General features: G+C 73.3%; 18 protein-coding genes. 13 read left to right on the top strand and 5 right to left on the bottom strand.

Features of this window, described 5'->3' with window-relative positions; translation table 11 throughout:
* The first annotated feature begins 160 nt into the window (after positions 1-160).
* From ACFYL4_RS15920 to ACFYL4_RS15910, 3 genes are all read left to right on the top strand, one after another.
* Positions 161-1,399, top strand: a complete 1,239-nt coding sequence (locus tag ACFYL4_RS15920; RefSeq protein WP_357765291.1) for a histidine kinase — start codon at positions 161-163, stop codon at positions 1,397-1,399.
* Positions 1,399-2,112: a response regulator transcription factor gene (locus ACFYL4_RS15915; RefSeq protein WP_357765294.1), complete on the top strand. Its 714-nt coding sequence runs from the start codon at positions 1,399-1,401 to the stop codon at positions 2,110-2,112. Before ACFYL4_RS15920 ends, ACFYL4_RS15915 begins: the two co-directional genes overlap by 1 nt.
* A 179-nt stretch (positions 2,113-2,291) precedes the next feature.
* On the top strand, positions 2,292-2,738 hold the full coding sequence (locus tag ACFYL4_RS15910) for a carboxymuconolactone decarboxylase family protein (protein WP_357765297.1): 447 nt from the start codon (positions 2,292-2,294) through the stop codon (positions 2,736-2,738).
* On the opposite strand, the gene ACFYL4_RS15905 is transcribed toward ACFYL4_RS15910, so the two are convergent.
* The 3 genes from ACFYL4_RS15905 to ACFYL4_RS15895 form a co-directional block, all read right to left on the bottom strand.
* Positions 2,735-3,877, bottom strand: coding sequence for a hypothetical protein (locus tag ACFYL4_RS15905; RefSeq protein ID WP_387518947.1), 1,143 nt, complete (start codon positions 3,875-3,877; stop codon positions 2,735-2,737). The two genes, ACFYL4_RS15910 and ACFYL4_RS15905, sit on opposite strands and share 4 nt — an antisense overlap.
* The gene (locus ACFYL4_RS15900; protein WP_357765303.1) at positions 3,874-4,989 is read right to left on the bottom strand and encodes a hypothetical protein; all 1,116 of its coding nucleotides are present in this window, start codon (positions 4,987-4,989) and stop codon (positions 3,874-3,876) included. The genes ACFYL4_RS15905 and ACFYL4_RS15900 overlap by 4 nt, the downstream gene beginning before the upstream one ends.
* Positions 4,990-5,077: 88 nt before the next feature.
* Positions 5,078-5,584: a hypothetical protein gene (locus ACFYL4_RS15895; RefSeq protein ID WP_357765306.1), complete on the bottom strand. Its 507-nt coding sequence runs from the start codon at positions 5,582-5,584 to the stop codon at positions 5,078-5,080.
* 201 nt (positions 5,585-5,785) lie between these two features.
* On the opposite strand from ACFYL4_RS15895, the gene ACFYL4_RS15890 reads away from it, so the two are divergent.
* The 8 genes from ACFYL4_RS15890 (at position 5,786) to ACFYL4_RS15855 (ending at position 12,863) form a co-directional block, all read left to right on the top strand.
* Complete coding sequence (locus tag ACFYL4_RS15890) at positions 5,786-6,349, top strand: helix-turn-helix domain-containing protein (RefSeq protein ID WP_357765307.1); 564 nt, start codon at positions 5,786-5,788, stop codon at positions 6,347-6,349.
* Entirely contained in the window at positions 6,342-7,436 is a 1,095-nt protein-coding gene (locus ACFYL4_RS15885) for a serine hydrolase domain-containing protein (protein ID WP_357765310.1), read from the top strand. The genes ACFYL4_RS15890 and ACFYL4_RS15885 overlap by 8 nt, the downstream gene beginning before the upstream one ends.
* The gene (locus tag ACFYL4_RS15880; RefSeq protein WP_357765313.1) at positions 7,433-7,783 is read left to right on the top strand and encodes a hypothetical protein; all 351 of its coding nucleotides are present in this window, start codon (positions 7,433-7,435) and stop codon (positions 7,781-7,783) included. Before ACFYL4_RS15885 ends, ACFYL4_RS15880 begins: the two co-directional genes overlap by 4 nt.
* 268 nt (positions 7,784-8,051) lie before the next feature.
* On the top strand, positions 8,052-10,019 hold the full coding sequence (locus tag ACFYL4_RS15875) for a sensor histidine kinase (protein WP_387518945.1): 1,968 nt from the start codon (positions 8,052-8,054) through the stop codon (positions 10,017-10,019).
* Positions 10,020-10,116: 97 nt separating this feature from the next.
* Positions 10,117-10,536 carry a roadblock/LC7 domain-containing protein gene (locus ACFYL4_RS15870; protein WP_357765319.1) on the top strand — a complete coding sequence of 140 codons (420 nt, stop codon included), beginning with the start codon at positions 10,117-10,119 and terminating at the stop codon, positions 10,534-10,536.
* On the top strand, positions 10,533-10,934 hold the full coding sequence (locus ACFYL4_RS15865) for a DUF742 domain-containing protein (protein ID WP_357765322.1): 402 nt from the start codon (positions 10,533-10,535) through the stop codon (positions 10,932-10,934). The genes ACFYL4_RS15870 and ACFYL4_RS15865 overlap by 4 nt, the downstream gene beginning before the upstream one ends.
* A complete protein-coding gene (locus ACFYL4_RS15860; protein WP_387518944.1) occupies positions 10,915-11,574 on the top strand; it encodes an ATP/GTP-binding protein in 660 nt (219 codons plus the stop codon). The genes ACFYL4_RS15865 and ACFYL4_RS15860 overlap by 20 nt, the downstream gene beginning before the upstream one ends.
* A complete protein-coding gene (locus tag ACFYL4_RS15855; protein ID WP_357765325.1) occupies positions 11,571-12,863 on the top strand; it encodes a cytochrome P450 in 1,293 nt (430 codons plus the stop codon). The genes ACFYL4_RS15860 and ACFYL4_RS15855 overlap by 4 nt, the downstream gene beginning before the upstream one ends.
* A 14-nt stretch (positions 12,864-12,877) precedes the next feature.
* On the opposite strand, the gene ACFYL4_RS15850 is transcribed toward ACFYL4_RS15855, so the two are convergent.
* On the bottom strand, positions 12,878-14,119 hold the full coding sequence (locus ACFYL4_RS15850) for a cytochrome P450 (RefSeq protein WP_357765328.1): 1,242 nt from the start codon (positions 14,117-14,119) through the stop codon (positions 12,878-12,880).
* Positions 14,120-14,381: 262 nt separating this feature from the next.
* On the opposite strand from ACFYL4_RS15850, the gene ACFYL4_RS15845 reads away from it, so the two are divergent.
* Positions 14,382-14,960 carry a PadR family transcriptional regulator gene (locus tag ACFYL4_RS15845; protein WP_357765330.1) on the top strand — a complete coding sequence of 193 codons (579 nt, stop codon included), beginning with the start codon at positions 14,382-14,384 and terminating at the stop codon, positions 14,958-14,960.
* Here ACFYL4_RS15845 and ACFYL4_RS15840 read toward each other — a convergent pair.
* Positions 14,957-15,298 carry a UBP-type zinc finger domain-containing protein gene (locus tag ACFYL4_RS15840; RefSeq protein WP_357765333.1) on the bottom strand — a complete coding sequence of 114 codons (342 nt, stop codon included), beginning with the start codon at positions 15,296-15,298 and terminating at the stop codon, positions 14,957-14,959. The two genes, ACFYL4_RS15845 and ACFYL4_RS15840, sit on opposite strands and share 4 nt — an antisense overlap.
* Positions 15,299-15,443: 145 nt before the next feature.
* Here ACFYL4_RS15840 and ACFYL4_RS15835 point away from each other — a divergent pair, with 145 nt between their 5' ends.
* Positions 15,444-16,208 carry an enoyl-CoA hydratase/isomerase family protein gene (locus ACFYL4_RS15835; protein ID WP_357765336.1) on the top strand — a complete coding sequence of 255 codons (765 nt, stop codon included), beginning with the start codon at positions 15,444-15,446 and terminating at the stop codon, positions 16,206-16,208.
* The last annotated feature ends 25 nt before the right edge of the window (positions 16,209-16,233 follow it).

Below are 16,233 nucleotides of genomic sequence, written 5' to 3'. Positions count from 1 at the left end.
TTCCGGGATCACGGCCCCGCCCGCATCGGCCGACCGGACAGAGGCCCTGGCCGGGTGGCCAGGGCGGGACGCCCTCCGCTGGCCTGGTGGCCGAGGCGCCGGGCGGCCGCGCCGTTCTAGGCTGGAACCCGGGCACGAGCACGACGGAGTGGAGGGGCGTATGGAGCCGAGGGGCCGCAGCCGACGCGACCTCGTGGTGGACGTCCTCCTCCTGGTCTTCGTGGTCGCCCTCGGCCTGTTGTCCTTCGTCGGGTACGCGGCGGACCTGCATCCCACCGACCGGGTCCCGCTCTGGCTCCTGTGGTTGGACCTCGCCTGCCTCCCGCCGGCCTGCCTGGCCCTGTGGTGGCGCCGCGACAGCCCGCTGGTGGTCGCCCTGGTCATCGTCCTGATGTCGTCGCTCTCCACGGCGGTGTTCGGCGCGCTCACGGTGGCCCTGGTCGGGCTGGCCGTCTACCGCCCCCTGACCCAGGCGGTCCTCACCGCCGCGCTGACGGTGGTCCTCGGGCTGCCCTGGGTGGCGCTCGTGCCCGACTCCACCAGCGACTCGATCGTGACCGGTCTGGTCATCGTCATCCTCATCAGCGCCTACGTGGCCTGGGGCGCGGCGGTCCGCTCCCGCCGGAGCCTGGTCGAGCGGCTGAGGGAGGACGTACGGCGCGAGCGCGAACTACGCGAGGAGCGCCTGACCGCGGCGCGGGTGGACGAACGCCGCAGGATCGCCCGCGAGATGCACGACGTGGTCGCCCACCGCATGTCCCTGCTCTCCGTGCACGCCGGGGCGCTGGCCTACCGGACCGACCGGGCCGAGTCGGGGGAGGCCGCCCCGCTGAAGGCCACCGAGGTGGGTGCCGCGGTCCGGGTGATCCGGGACAACGCGCACCGCGTGCTGGACGAACTGAGCGCCATCCTCACCGTTCTGCGCTCGGGCGACCTGACCGGGGACGACGAGGACACCCGGCCGCCCCGGCTCGCCGAGGTCGCCCGTCTGGTGGCCGAGGCCGCGGAGGCGGGGGAGAAGGTCTCGTACACCGCCGACCTGCCCGAGGGGGCCGAGCCCGGTGACCAGGTGCGCCACACCGCCTACCGGGTGGTGCAGGAGGGCCTGACCAACTCCCGCAAACACGCGCCCGGAGCGAAGGTCACGGTCACACTCACCGGCGCCCCCGGCCGCGACCTGGTGGTCGTGGTCAGCAACGTACTGCCGATCGGCAGGGCCGACAGCGAGATCCCCGGAGCGGGTGCCGGGCTGGCGGGCCTGGCCGAACGGGTACGGCTCGACGGGGGCCGGTTGAGGCACGGCCCCTCCCAGGGCCGGTTCAGCCTGACCGCCGTACTGCCCTGGCGGGCGCGGCCGTACGCGGAGCCCCACGGGGCCGACAGAGGAAGGGTTCCGTAGTGGAGACCGTGAAGGCCCCGGTCCGGGTCCTGCTCGTGGACGACGACGCCCTGGTACGCGCGGGTCTGCGGCTGATGCTCTCCGGCGGCGGGGACATCGAGGTGGTGGGTGAGGCCGACGACGGCCACCAGGTGGCCGCCGCCGTGGCCGAACACCGCCCGGACGTGGTGCTCATGGACGTACGCATGCCGGGCGTCGACGGCATCACCGCGACCGCCCGGCTGAGGTCGGGGCCGGAGGCCGGGGCGGGCCGAGCGCCGGGACCGCAGGTGCTGGTCCTCACCACCTTCGACGCCGATGCCACCGTGGTGGAGGCCCTGCGGGCCGGTGCCGCCGGATACCTGCTCAAGCACACCGACCCGGCGCGGATCGCCGAGGCGGTGCGCCGTGCCGCCCTGGGCGAACCGGTGCTGTCGCCGAGCGTGGCCCGTGCGCTGATGGACCGGGTGGCCGGGACCGACCCGGCCGAGCGCTCCGCGGCGCCCACCCGCCGCGATCGCGCCCGCGCGCGCATGGCGCTGCTCACCGACCGGGAGCGGGACGTGGCCGAGGCGGTGACCGAGGGCCTGTCCAACGCGGAGATCGGGGAGCGGCTGCACATGTCGATGGGCACCGTGAAGGCGCACGTGTCGAGTGCCCTGACCAAGCTGGACCTGTCGGGTCGCATCCAACTGGCACTGCTCACGCACGACGCCCGCGACCCGCAGGGCTGAACCCGCCGTCCCGTCACCCACCCCCGCTCGACCCCGGGGCCGTGGGACCCGGGGCCGTACGACGGAGCCGACGGCGAGGAGGCGACCCGGGGGGACATATCGGGGTCTGGTGGTGGCGCGGGGGCTCGGGGCCGTAGCATCTGGCGCGACAGCTGTTCGATGACGAGGGGACGGTCCTCATGGCCGAAAAGCGCGTGGTGTGGGCGAAGAAGCTTCCGGAGGTCTACAAGAAGCTCGACGAGATCGACCAGGTCGTCGCCGGCCACCTGGACGTCGGACTGCTCGAACTGATCAAGCTCCGGGCCTCGGTGCTCAACGGCTGCGCCTTCTGCGTGGACCTGCACACCCACAAGGCACTCGAGGAGGGTGAGTCCCAGCAGCGGCTCTTCCTGGTCTCGACCTGGTACGAAGCCGGGGAGCGCTTCACCGAGCGCGAGCGGGCCGCCCTGGCACTCACCGACGAGATGACCGAGCTCGGTGGCACCGGGGTGTCGGACGAGGCCTACGAGTCGGCCGCCGAGCACTTCGACGAGACCGAGCTCGCGGCCCTGATGTCCGCCATCGCCATGATCAACCTCTACAACCGGCTCGCGGTGACGAGCCAGCTGCACCCCAGGAAGCGTTAGGCCTCCCGGCCGTTCCCCGCCGGAGCGGGTTCCCGGCGGGGAACGGCGCCGGTGGCGCGGGCCCGTGCGCCGACGGCGAAGGCGGCCAGTACCAGCGCGGACAGGTCCGCCAGGGCGACCTCGTCGTCGAGCACCTGGGGCACCACCGTGCGCAGGCCCCCGGGCGCCACGGTGGCCAGCGCACGTCGCGCCACCGCGCCCGGGGCGGCGAGGTCCCGCGCGGGCAGCGGTGCCCACGCGGCCACGGCGGTGGCCGCCAGCCACAACTCGTGCGGCAGACCGAATCCGAGCATGCCCTCCAGTCGCCGTCCCGGCTCCGTGGCCAGCCAGGTGTCCAGCTCCCGTACCAGTTCGGCGTGGGGGAGCCCGTCCTCGGCCAGGGCCGCGCGCAGGTGTGCGCGGTGCCCGGCGTGGCGGCCCGGGCCGGTGGTGTCCCACAGGGCGGCGGCCGCCCGGGCGCGGCGCCAGCTCACGAAGGGCACCATCGAGGGGGCACGCAGCACGCGGGGGTCGGGCGCGGGGTCCCCGGCCTCCCGGAGCAGGACCGACCGGCGCACGCCCATCCGGTGGCCGTTGCCGACCAGGCTCAGGTCGCCGTCATGCTCGACCAGGTTGGGCACGGTGACCAGGGCCGTTCGGCCGGTGCGCTCCAGGAACCGGGCCAGGGCCTCGTCGTCGGGTTCCTCCTCGCGCCCCTGAGGTGCGACGGTCGCCACCAGTTCCCGGGCCACGGGGGCGGGTAGCAGGAGACCGACCGTGGGCACGTACTGGTCGACGCACTCGGCCAGACCGTGGCCGCCCAGGGCCGCCCAGCGGGCGGTGGTCGCGGTCGCCGACCCCCACTCGCAGAACAGGCTCAGCGGTTCCCGCGGGTGGGCGGTGACTAGGGCGGTCAGCGCCCCGATCATCCCGGGCCGGGGTTCGGCGTCGTCCTGGAGGACCAGGTGGTGGGTGGCCCGGTCCGGTACGGCCGCCCACGCCGCGAGGGAGGTCCGCAGGGTGGAGGGCGCCCCCTCGGGGGCGGGGTCCGTGACGACGGTCGGTGAGAGTTCCGGCAGGGACGCGGCCAGCGCGCGGGCGGCTCCGGCCCGGCGCGGGTGGGTCATCACGGCGCAGGAGATCCGTACGGCGGTGGTCACAGGGCCTCCTTCGGGGCGGGGCAGTGTTCGGCTCCGAACTCCAGGGCGTCCAGGGTCAGCCGGACCACCTCCGACCGGTGCTCCTCCAGCGCGCAGACGTCGACCAGGGCGCGCAGCGCACCCGGCACCAGGGTGGCGAGCGCGCGCTCCACGGGGGCCTCGTCCAGCCTGCGCCGGAGCCCGCCGACCACTCCGGGCCAGCGGCCCTCCAGCACCGCGCCGTTGGCCGCCGCGGTCCGCCAGACGGCGTCCAGGCGCGGTCGCGGCACGAGCCGGGCCAGCGCGCTGCCGGCACTGGCCGACAGCGCGTGCGCCGTCCGATCGGCGTCGGCGCCCCAGCGCGCCAGGGCCTGTTCCAGGGGGACGTGGGCCTCGGGAACGTCGTGTTCCAGGTCGATGAGGCCGGTCTCGCCGGTGGTCCAGTTCAGGTGGGGGAGCGCGCGCGGCGGCTCCAGGAGGGACGTCGCGGGAGACGGCGCCGCCGTGTCGGAGAAGCACACGGAGCGGCGGGCACCGTGACCGGCGTTTCCGACCAGGCTGGGCAGCTCGTCGTGTTCCACGGGGTTGGGTACCGCCACCAGGGCGCGGGTGCCGGTGCGGTGGACGTGGCGCAGTACCTCGCGGTCGTCGGGCTGGTCCGGTCGGCCCTCCTCCGCCAGGAACCGGGCGAGCCCGGCGGACACGGTTCGGGGAAGCGCCAGGGCGACCGTGGGTACGTAGGGGTTGACCACCGGAACCGCTCCGGCCCCGGTGAACACCGCCCACCGTGCCAGGGTGGCCGTGCGCGACCCCCACTCGACGAAGAACGACACGGCGGCGTCCGGGTGCGCGTCCAGGTAGTGCCGCACGGTAGCTGCGAAGTCCCCGGCCAGACGGACGTCGTCCTGGAGGACCAGGTGGTGGGTGGTGTCGTGGCGCTCGGCCGCCGCGAAGGCGACCCGGGCGGCGCGCAGCGCGGTGGGCGGACCGTCGGGCTCGGGGTCGGGCGCCAGTTCGGTGGGGGACAGGCCGGTGTGCGAGGCCACTCTCTCGGCGTCGCGGGATCGGCGGGGGTGGGTCATCACGGCGGCGGACACACGGACCGGCGACGTGTTCGGGTGGGGGGTGCGCATACCTCTCATCGTAGGTTTGCCGTGGGCCGGGTGGCTGGCGGGGAACCGCCCCCGACCCGGCAGCGCGGATCGGGGGCGGCGACGGCGCTCAGCTGTTGGAGCGCTGTTGGCCCTGTTCCGGAGACGAGGTCGGCCGAGGCGCCGCGTGCGGGCGTTCGTGGGCGGCCCGGTACCCGGCGCGGTAGCCGGCGTCCTCGGATCGTTCGTTCGTGTCGTCTCCGACCGCGACGGGCCAGCCCGCGGTGAGACCGTAGATCACCAGGATGTCGATGGCGATGACCACCACCGACCACAGGGGCATCGCGATCAGGAAGGCCAGCTGGGCGATGGCGTTCAGGGCGGCCAGGACGATGGAGAAGGCCCGGGCCCAGGTGCTGCCGGACAGGACCGCCAGACCGGCGACGACCAGCACCACGCCCCAGAGGCCGAGGAGGACGCCCCACGCCCCGTACTCCAGGAGGAGCATCTGGGTCTCGGTGGCGACGAAGAATCCCGGGGTGAACATCGCCGCGAGCCCCTGGATGACGTTGATGGCTCCGGTGACGATGAGCAGTGTGGCGACGAAGTACTGCCAACCGTTGGCCTGCGTCCGCATGGGTGCTCCTCTCCCGGTCGCCCAGGAGACTGACGGGGGCGACCTGTCGGGTACTACGAGCAGGGCGGATACCGTCTCCGCCCCCTCATCATCGGGTACGGGGCGTCAGCGGGACGGCACCTCCTCCTTCGGATCAGGCAAAAACGGGCAAGTGCGACACGGCCGCACGGTAAATCTGGTTCTACGTAACAACGTATAATCGTGTACCGTGGCCGGGTGCCAGAACCCACCGAACCCACCCCCCGTTCCAGCGTCGAGGAGCGCCTCGACGCCATCGAGGCCCGCGTCCGCGATCTGGAGCGGTCGGCCCGGGCGCAACCCTCCCGGGCCGACGCCGATCCCGCCGAGACCACCTACACGGAACGCTTCTTCGCGCTGGAGGCCCTCAAGGAGCGCGCCCTCGACGGCGGGGAGGTCGTCTTCGCGGGCGTCGTCCCGGTCGAGGGCGCGGCCGAACCGGTCCAGTGGCAGTACGGAAGCGCCGTCGAGGCCGTCGAACACCTCGACTGGTCCACCCTGGCCGGAAACCTCGACGCCCTCGGGCACCCCGTGCGGCTCAGCATCCTGCACGCGGTCCACTCGGGCGTGTCCACCGTCGCCGAACTGAAGGAGCGCGCCGAGTTCGGCACCAGCGGCCAGATCTACCACCACGTGAACCTGTTGGTCGCGGCCGGATGGCTGGTCACGCTCAGACGGGGCCGCTACGTCATCCCGCCGGAGCGGCTGGTGCCCCTGCTGGTCGTCCTCACCGCAGCCCGTGGCTGAGGAGAGGCCGAGGCGCACGCCCGTCGGCGTACGGGGCCGGTTCACGGCGGCGCTCGTGGCCGCCGTCGTCGTGGCGGCCGGACTCGCCGTGGCGCCCGCGCCCATGGAGCTGTCCGCCCGGGCGTCGGGGGACGCCGAACTGGCCGAGCGCGCCCGCCCCCTGCTGCAGGCGGGGCCCCGGCGGACCGCGGCCGTCGTCGAGGTCGACGGCGACCGAGTCAGGGAGGCCTACTTCGGTGCCGACGGGACGACCCTGTACGAGGTCGGCTCCGTCACCAAGGCGCTGACCGGGCTGCTGCTGGCCGAGGCGATCGCACGCGGTGAAGTGGAGGCGGACACCCGGCTGGGAACGCTGCTGGACCTGGGTGAGGCTCCCGCCGCCCGGGTCACCCTCGCCGAGCTCGCCTCCCACCGGTCCGGTCTGCCCAGGAACCCGCCGGGGGTGTCGACCGCGCTCACCATGTTCCTGGACTCCCTGCGCAACCGCGACCCCTACACCGGGGACCTCGACTCCCTGGTGGCGGGCGCCGCCAGGGCCGACCTCACGGACCGGGGCGCGTTCGCCTACTCCAACCTCGGCCCCGCCCTGCTCGGGCAGTCCCTGGCCGAGGCCGCCGGGACCGACTACGAGACCCTGCTGCGCGAGCGCGTCCTCGAACCCCTCGCGATGGACCGGACGGTCGTCCCCGCCCACCCCGAGGACGTCCCCTCCACGGCGGCGGTCGGCCACGGCAGGAACGGGCGTCCGTACGCTCCCTCGGCCGACGCCACCTGGGCACCCATAGGCGGAGTGCACTCCACCGGCGGTGACATGGGGCTGCTCGCCCGCGCGCTGGTGGCGGGGCAGGCGCCCGGCGTGCTGGCCCTGGACCCCCGCTGGGACGACGGCGAGGGAGACGGTGTGGGCCTCGGGTGGTTCGTCACCGACCACGACGGCACCGACGTCACCTGGCACAACGGCATGACCGGCGGCTTCGCGGCGATGGTCGCCCTGGACCGCGAGGGCGGCCGGGCCGTGGTCGTCCTGGCCGACAGTCCCGTCGGCGTCGAGGACGCCGCGCTCGAACTCCTGTTGGAGACGCCGTGAACGACGCCCTGGTGGCGCTCGCCGTGTGGACGGTGCTGACGCTGATCTCCGCCTCCCAGGCCTGGGAGGCGGTGCGGTCCGCGCGCGCGGACGAGGGTCCGCGCGCCTTCCGCGGCCGTTGGGCGGTGCTCCGCCGGTGCGGCGGCGTGGTCCTGGTCGCCGCCTACGCCCTGTGGGCGGTGGCGTGGCTGCACCTGCCCGTCGCCCTGTGGTGGGTCAACACTGGCCTGGTCGCGGTCGCGCTGGGGGCCGGGGCGTCCCGGTGGCACCACCTGCGGTGGAGGCACGGTCCGGTTCCGGAGTCACCGCCGGATTCTCCGAGCGGAACGGAGGGGCCAAGGTCCTGAATTTCTCTAACGCGGCAATATTGTGCACATAAGTAATATCCGCAGAAGACGCGTGATGGGGTGACCCTTTCGAGGGTCTTTGTGCTGGCAGGTGGGCCTGCTTGTGGAAAACTCCCCGCGCTTCCCGGGGTTGGTCTAACGTGAAATCCATCCACCCCGGAGTGTTCCCCCCTCGGGACGCCCGGAGTGCCATCCAGCACACGTGACACGGGCGGGTGAAACGGCGACTGACCCGCCATCCGCACGGGAAGCCGCGAGGAACCCATTCATGGCCGTACACCTGTCCGACCGGAAACGCCCCCTCCCGCGCCCCGGCCAGCAGGCCCTCGTCGTGTTCCTGGCCACGTCGGCCCTGGCCGCCCCGGCGTGGTCCTGGACAGTGATCGAGAGCCCCGAACAGGCACGGTCGGCCGTCGCGCTGGTTGTCGGCGCCGCAGCCCTGCTGCTGTGCGCGGCGGTGGCCACCGCCGTCCACCACGCGGCCGTGGCGCGCGCCGCCCTGGCCCACGGCGCCAGGCTGAGCGCGGGGGCACGCACTCTGGAGGAGGAGACGGGGCGGGTCGTCGACGCCCTCCTGCCCGCCCTGACACACGCCGCCCGCGAGGGCAGACCCCTACAGCGCGTGCTCCGCGACCACCCTCGCCCCACCCACCCCACGGTCGACCGGCTCGCCCACGCCCTCACCACCCAGCTGGCCGACGCCGAGCTGCGCGCCACCGAGGCCCGCACGGCCCGCACCGAGATCGAGGACGAGGTCCGCGACCTGTCCGACGCCACCCTGGCGTTCATCGTGGGCCGGGTCCGCGAGGACCGCACCATCGCCGAGGAACGGCTCGCCCGGGAACTCCGTGAGGTCCACCCGGCCGTGGCCCGGCTGCGCACACGCGTGATCGAGGAGCTGGTGGTCGCCGAACGCCGCAGCGCCACCGCCCTGATCTCGGCGGCCAACATCGGCGGGCGCGTCCAGGCCCACCTCACCACCCTGCTCGCCCAGCTCCGCGATCTGGAGTTCCGCTACGGCGACCGCACCGACGTCTTCAACGACCTCCTGGCGGTGGACCACAACGTCTCCCGCACCGGACGCCTCGCGGACGCGTTCGTCACCCTCGCCCGGGGGCGATCCGGGCGCCGTTGGAACCGGCCCATCGGCATGGAGAGCATCCTGCGCGGCGCCCAGGGCCGCATCACCGCCTACCGGCGGGTGCGCCTGCACTACACCCACCGTTCGGCGGTGGTCGGGCACGCCGCGGAGGGCGTCATCCAGGTGCTCGCCGAACTCATGGACAACGCCGCCAACTTCTCCGCCAACGGTACGGACGTGAACGTCTACGCGCAGGAAGAGGACAGCGGGGTCACCGTCACCGTCGAGGACAGCGGCAGGGGGCTGCGCCAGCGGGAGCGCCGGGCGGCGGAGAACTACATCGAGGAGCCCCGCACCCTGGCCACGCTTCCCGGCCTGCGCATGGGGCTGGCGGTGGTGGGCGCGCTCGCCGACAAGTACGACCTCCAGGTGAGCTTTCGCCCCTCGGCCCGGGGCGGCACCGGGGTGGTCGTCCTGATCCCGCCGCACCTGGTCACCGCCTACGAGATGCCGCTGCCGCCCCGGCTCCAGAAGGAGCGGGAGGAGGAGCTGGCGAGGGAGGCCGAACTCGCGCGGGACACCGGCATCGTGCGCGGGATCGAGTCGGCGGGGACGGCCGCGAGGAACGGCGTGTCCGGGCCAGCGGTCGGCGCCCCCGCGCGCGATGCCGTCCCCGCGGCCGCCCCGGAGCCCCGCCCCGCGGCCTACCGTGCCGTGTCGGAGCCGACCCCTGACCGACCGCCGCTCGCGCGCCGCGACGGCGGACGCCGCACCGGCGCGTTCGACCCCGTCGGCGACATCGTCAGCGAGCTGGCGGCCCACCCCGCGACCACCCCCGAGCACCTCCCGGTCACGGCCGAGCCCGCCGAGGGGCCCTCACCGGCGTCCGTCCCCGTGCCGGGCGCCACCTCGACCGACACCGGCCCCGACGGGGACGGCGCCCCCGAACCCGCGCTCGACATGCCGCGGCGCTACCGGGGCCTCACCCTGGCCCAGGCGGTCCGGGAGAACCCCGAACAGCTCTTCCCCTCCGCCCGCCGCGACGTCGACGTCCAGGCGCGCAGGGAGCTTCCCGACCGTCTGGCCGCCTTCCGCGACGACGACGGCGACGACCCGCAGGACGGCCCCGCCACCCTCTGGGGCGATGACCGGTGAGCGCCGCCCCCACCTCGCGGAACCACACACCGAACGCACAGGAACGGAGGGAGGGGCGCCCGGTGGCACCACGGCCGGACGACCGCCCCGCGATCCCATGACGACCACGGACGCCAGTCTCGACTGGCTGCTTGAGGACCTACGCCACCGGACACCGGGCATCCGGCACGTCCTGGTGCTGTCCAGGGACGGGCTCAAGCTGTGCCACACGCGCGAGCTGGACGTGGACCGCGCCGACCAGCTCGCCGCCATCTCCGCCGGGGTCCAGAGCCTGTCCCTGAGCGCCTCCGCCGAGTTCGGCGACGGGAGCGGGTCGGGTCAGGCCATGCTGGAGTACGGCGGCGGACTCCTGCTCATCATCGGTGCCGGCGAGGGTGCCCACCTGGCCGTCATCGCCGGATTCGAGGCCAAGGTGGCGGTGGTCGCCCGCCACATGAACCAGGTGGTCGACCAGATCAGCGGCACCGTCACCGCCGGTCCCCGGCGCAGGCCCCACGAGGTGGACCCGTCGCGATGAACACGGCATCCCCTCGCGGCAACGCCGCCCAGAGCGCGCCGGTCGGCGCCGAGGCACCGGACCGGTTCTACACGGTCACCTCGGGGCGCGCGGACGCCGACGACCCCGCGATGGACGCGGTCACCCTCGTCGTCGCCGAGTCCGGTCCCGCGCCCGACATGCAGTCCGAACACGCCAGCATCCTGCGGCTGTGCACCCGTCCCACCGCGGTGGTGGAGCTGTCGGCCGAACTCAGGGTGCCGGTCAGCGTCGTGAAGGTGCTCCTCACCGACCTGTTGGACACCGGAGCCGTGGCCGCGCGGCACCCCGTACCCGTACGGTCGCTCCCCTCGCGGGGAGGGCCCAGGCACGACCCCGAGACCCTGAAGCAGGTGCTCCTTGCCCTCCAACGACTCTGACGTCCACGGACGGACGACCACCGCACCGCCGGAGCACGCGCCCCCCGCCCCGGCACGCCCGCCGTTGGCCAGTACCGCGAGCCAGGCGCTGAAGATCGTCGTCGTCGGCGGGTTCGGTGTGGGCAAGACGACCCTGGTCGGTTCGGTCAGCGAGATGCGCCCGCTGAGCACCGAGGAGGTCATGACCCAGGCCAGCGACGGGGTCGACGACCTCAGAGCGGTGCGCGACAAGCGCACCACCACGGCCGCCTTCGACTTCGGCCGGATCACCATCGACGCCACCCGGGTGCTCTACCTCTTCGGTGCCCCCGGCCAGAAGCGGTTCTGGTTCCTCTGGGAGCAGATCTTCACGGGCAGCCTCGGCGCGGTGGTCCTCGTCGACACGGCCCGGGTCGAGGACTCCTGGTACGCCATCGACCGGCTCGAACACCACCACACCCCGTTCGTCGTCGCGGTCAACCGGTTCGCGCCCGGACCGAACCTGCACGACGTGCGCAACGCCCTGGACCTGTCCAACGACGTCCCCCTGCTGGAGTGCGACGCCCGCCGCCGCGAGTCCAGCCGCGACGTCCTGGTCACCCTCGTCCGCCATCTGTCCCGGTACCGTCCGCCCGCGCCCGCACCGGAGAGGTCATCGTGAACGACAACCTCGGAGTCCCGGGGACGCTCGTCCCCCCGACCCGGGGGCCCGCGCCCCTGTCCCCCGACCACGTGAACGCCATGCGCTTCTACGGGCCGGACATCGCCTGCGACCCGGTGGCGCTCTACGAGGAGATGCGCCGCCACTACGGGCCGGTCGCCCCCATCCTGCTGGACGGCGACATCCCCGCCTGGTTCGTGCTGGGCTACCGGGAGCTGCACCACGTGTCCGACCGGCCGGAGTGGTTCGCCCGGGACTGCCGCCGGTGGAACATGTGGGACCACGTCGACGACGCCTGGCCGCTGCTGCCCTACGTCATGTGGACCCCCTCGGTGATGTTCGCCGAGGGGGCCGAGCACCAGCGGCGGGCCGGGGCGATCGGCGACGCCCTGGACGCCACGGACCGCGCCGACCTGCGGACCCTGTGCGAGCAGGTCTCCGACGACCTCATCGACCACTTCGCGGGCGACGGCGAGGCCGACCTCGTCAGCCAGTACGCCCACCACATCCCGGCGGGGGTGATCGCCCGGCTGTACGGCCTGCCGTCGGCGGAGGTCCCCGACCTGGTCCGCGACATCCTGGTGTCCCTCGACGTCACCGCAGAGGCCGGTGCGGCCCACCACCGGGTCCAGGAACGCATGCGGCGGATCGTGGGTGAGCGGCGCGCGCATCCACGCGACGACATCCCGTCGCGGTTGCTCGCGCACCCGGCGGCGCTCACCGACGAAGAGGTGGTCATCGACCTGTTGGTGATCATGTCGGCGGCGCAGGCGCCCACCGGCAACTGGATCGGCAACACGTTGCGGCTCATGCTGCTGGACGACCACTTCTCCCTCACCCTCCAGGGCGGGCGCGGTAGTTCGGGGGAGGCGCTCAACGAGGTGCTGTGGAAGAACACCCCCACGCAGAACTTCATCGGCCGGTGGGCCGTGCAGGCCTGTGAGCTGGGGGGACGCCGGATCAGGCGGGGTGACCTGCTGGTGTTGGGCATGGCCGCGGCCAACGCCGACCCCCGGCTCAACACCGGTGATCTGGGAATCTTCGGGAGCAACAGGGCGCAGATGTCGTTCGGGCACGGGGAGCACGGTTGCCCGTTCCCCGCGCCCGAGGTGGCCGAGGTCATCGCCCGCACCGCGGTGGAGACCCTCCTGGACCGGCTGCCGGACGTGCGGATGGGGGTGCCGCCGGACCAGCTGCGGTGGCGGCCCTCGGTGTGGATGCGCGGGCTCTACGAACTCCCCGCGCGCTACACCCCGAACATCGGTCGTCGGCGCGGCGGTGCGCGGTAGCCTCGGCGGGCCTGTCAGCGGGAGCCGTCGGGCCCGGACACCGGGGTGAACTCCAGAGGCAGTTCCCGCAGGCCCCGGGTGAACAGGCCCTGCTCCTCCAGGACGGCGTCCTGGGCCAGGCGCAGGTCGGGCATGGCGTCGAGCAGGTCGTTGACCGCCACCCGTACCTCGGCCTCGGCGAGCAGCGCCCCCACGCAGAAGTGACGGCCGAGGGCGAAGGCGAGGTGTTCGGCGGCGGCGGAGAAGGACGTGGTCCCGGACAGCTCCGGCCGGTGGAGGTCGTAGCGGTCCGGGTCCGTGAAGCGGTCGGGGTCGCGGTTGGCCGCGCCGATCAGGCAGGTGACGGTGGACCCGGCGGGCACCGTGGCGCCGCCGACCTCCACGTCGCGGCTGGCCTGGCGCATGATCATCTGCACGGGCGGGGTGAGCCGTAGCGACTCCACGAAGGCGCGGGGGATCAGGGAGCGGTCGGCGCGGACCGCGGCCAGCTGTTCCGGGTGGGTGACGAGGTTGGCGAAGAGGCTGGCCAGGGCCTTGTCCGTGGTCTCCCCGCCCGCTGCCAGCAGGAGGCTACAGAACGCCTTGACCTCCTCGTCGGTCATCCGGGTCCCGTCGACCTCGGCCTGGCACAGCCGGGACAGCAGGTCGTCTCCGGGCCGCTCCCGGCGTGCGGCGATGATCGGGAGCAGGTAGGCGGCGAACTCCTCCCTTGTGCGCAGCCCGGCCTCGGCGACCTCCGGGTCCTGGGAGAGGTTGCCCAGGAAGGCGATGATGGCGGTGTACCAGTCGTGGAAGCGGTCGTGGTGCGCCTGGTCCAGGCCGAGCATGTCCACGATGACGTTGATCGGGAACCGGGTCGCGTACTCCGAGACCAGGTCGACCCGTCCCCGGTCCCGGAAGGCGTCGACGAGGGCCGCGCTGTTGTGTTCGATCACCGGCATGAAGCGTTCCTGGAGCTCGCGGCCTCGGAAGGCGGGCGCGACCAGGGCGCGGCGGGTCGCGTGCTCGCGGCCGTCCAGCTGGAGGATGGTCCGCCCGTGCACGGGTTCGAGTTGCCAGCCGTAGTTGTCGGTGGAGAAGGCGCCCTCGCGGTCCTGGAAGACCCGGCGCACGTCCTCGTACCGGGAGAGGACGTAGCTGGAGGTGGGGGCGTGCCAGTGCAGGGGGTCGTGTGCGCGCAGCAGGGCGTAGGCGGGGTAGGGGTCGCGGGCGAACTCGGGGGAGAGCAGGTCGGGGATGTCGTGTGCGCTGGTCAAGGGTCACGCTCCCAACGGTGGCGAGGGTTGGAGGTGTCCTCACAGTAGGGAGGGGTGTCGGCGCGTTCCAGCCCTCACCCCGCAGTGGTGCGATTTCCCGGCGAAAAAGGCGATAGGTCCGCTTTTGTGAGGTCTCTGGGGCGCCCGTAGGGGGAGATTCGGATGTCCGCGAAGGGGGGAATACTCCGGAGCGCATCTCGGGTGGGGTCGGGGCGCGGTCGCCTCCACTCCGTTTTGGGGGTCGGGGTGATAATTTGTCGGAATGGCACTGGGAGAGGCGGTTCTGGCCGCGCTGCTGGAGGGCGAGGCCTCCGGCTACGACCTGGCCAAACGGTTCGACGCCGGGGTCGCGAACTTCTGGTCGGCGACCCCGCAGCAGCTCTACCGGGAACTCGACCGCCTGGAGGGCGAGGGCCTGCTCAGCGCGCGGGTCGTGCGGCAGGAGCGTCGCCCGGACAAGCGCCTGTTCACCGTCACCGACGCGGGACGCGAGGCGTTGCGCTCCCTCAACCGACGGCCCGTCCGGCCCACCGCGATCCGCGACGACCTGCTGGTCCGGCTCCAGGCCGTGGACGAGACCGACGTGGACGCGGTGATCGGCGCCCTCGAGGAGCGTATGGAACTCAGCCGCGCCAAGCTCGAACGCTACGACCGCATCGCGGCCCGCATGCTCGACGGGCGCGACGAGGAGCGCTACCTGCGCGAGGCCGACCGGGTCGGCCCCTACCTGACCCTCCAGCGCGGCCGGTCGCACGAGCGGGAGAACCTGCGCTGGGGAGCCGCCACGCTGGTGATCCTCGAACGCCGCCGGGCCCGGGGGACCGGCGGCGGCCCGAACTAGTTGACCAGCCTCTGCCAGTCCTTCGGCACCCGGTCGGCGGGTGCGGGCACCGGCTGGTCCAGCGGGTGCGAGGTCGGCGGCGCCAACTCCGGCCCGGAACCGACCTCCTGGGTGCGGAAGTCGTAGAACCACTCCTCGCCGGGCTCGAAGCTCTGCATGATCGGGTGGCCGGTGGCCTCGAAGTGGCGGCTGCCGTGCTGGGAGGGTGAGCTGTCACAGCAGCCCACGTGCCCGCAGGCGGCGCAGCGGCGCAGGTGCACCCACCACCCGTTCCGGTCGAGGCACTCCTGGCATCCGGTGCCGCTGGGCGGCGTGGTCGGGTCGATCTCGTTGCTCATGTCGTCACGCTAACCACCGCGACGCCCTCCGGTCGTGAGCAACGCGCGCCCGGTGGGCGCCGACCGGGGGCGGCCCGATACCCTCGTCGCCGGTCGCCCCGGCAACGTCCCGTGTCCGGGGCCCGCACTACCTGGAAGGCACTCCATGAGCGAGGAGTTGTCCGTACGCATCGACGGTCACGTCGGTGTCCTGGAGATCCACCGCCCACCGAACAACCACTTCGACCTCGACGTCCTCACGGAGCTCGCGGACACCGCCGAGCGGCTGGCCGCGGAGGGCTGCCGGGCGCTGGTGCTGTGCTCCGAGGGCAGGAACTTCTGCGCCGGGGTGGACTTCGCCTCCGGTGGAGTCGGTGACGACCCGGTCCGTACGCTCAGCGCCATCTACGGACAGGGGCTGCGCCTGTACTCGCTGCCGGTCCCCGTGGTCGCCGCGGTCCAGGGAGCGGCCGTGGGCGGTGGGCTCGGCCTGGCCTGCTCCGCCGACTTCCGGGTGGCCGCGCCCTCCTCGCGCTTCCACGCCAACTTCGGTCTGCTCGGACTCCACCAGGGGTTCGGACTGAGCGCGTCCCTGCCGCGGATCGTGGGTGGGCAGAGGGCCGCCGACATGCTGTACACCGCCCGCCGGGTCACCGGCACCGAGGCCCACGAGATCGGTCTGGCCGACCACCTCGTGGACGAGGAGCGGCTCCGGGAGGAGGCACTGCGGCTGGCCCGCGACATCGCGGGGTCCGCGCCGCTGGCGGTGCGCTCCATGAAGGCCACCGTCCGCGCGGGCCTGTTCGCCGAACTGCCCTCCGCCCTGGAACGGGAGATCATCGAACAGACCCTGCTGCTCGGTACCAAGGACCACCGGGCGGGGGTCGCCGCCTCCCTCGACCGCACCGCCCCCGTCTTCACCGGGGAGTGAGCGGGGGCGGGCGGACCCGGCCCGC

Origin of the sequence: Nocardiopsis sp. NPDC006938 (assembly GCF_042869555.1) — a bacterium.
In the GTDB taxonomy this organism is placed as follows: Bacteria; Actinomycetota; Actinomycetes; order Streptosporangiales; family Streptosporangiaceae; genus Nocardiopsis.
The sequence above is the reverse complement of the archived record's forward strand: the minus strand, read 5'-3'. Positions and strand labels throughout refer to the sequence as shown.

Bases quoted from the DNA above. Each gene is read 5' to 3' on its own strand.
- ACFYL4_RS15920 (WP_357765291.1), top strand. From the start codon at position 161: ATGGAGCCGAGGGGCCGCAGCCGACGCGACCTCGTGGTGGACGTCCTC.
- ACFYL4_RS15910 (WP_357765297.1), top strand. From the start codon at position 2,292: ATGGCCGAAAAGCGCGTGGTGTGGGCGAAGAAGCTTCCGGAGGTCTAC.
- ACFYL4_RS15900 (WP_357765303.1), bottom strand. From the start codon at position 4,989: ATGCGCACCCCCCACCCGAACACGTCGCCGGTCCGTGTGTCCGCCGCC.
- ACFYL4_RS15895 (WP_357765306.1), bottom strand. From the start codon at position 5,584: ATGCGGACGCAGGCCAACGGTTGGCAGTACTTCGTCGCCACACTGCTC.
- ACFYL4_RS15875 (WP_387518945.1), top strand. From the start codon at position 8,052: ATGGCCGTACACCTGTCCGACCGGAAACGCCCCCTCCCGCGCCCCGGC.
- ACFYL4_RS15870 (WP_357765319.1), top strand. From the start codon at position 10,117: ATGACGACCACGGACGCCAGTCTCGACTGGCTGCTTGAGGACCTACGC.
- ACFYL4_RS15865 (WP_357765322.1), top strand. From the start codon at position 10,533: ATGAACACGGCATCCCCTCGCGGCAACGCCGCCCAGAGCGCGCCGGTC.
- ACFYL4_RS15845 (WP_357765330.1), top strand. From the start codon at position 14,382: ATGGCACTGGGAGAGGCGGTTCTGGCCGCGCTGCTGGAGGGCGAGGCC.
- ACFYL4_RS15840 (WP_357765333.1), bottom strand. From the start codon at position 15,298: ATGAGCAACGAGATCGACCCGACCACGCCGCCCAGCGGCACCGGATGC.
- ACFYL4_RS15835 (WP_357765336.1), top strand. From the start codon at position 15,444: ATGAGCGAGGAGTTGTCCGTACGCATCGACGGTCACGTCGGTGTCCTG.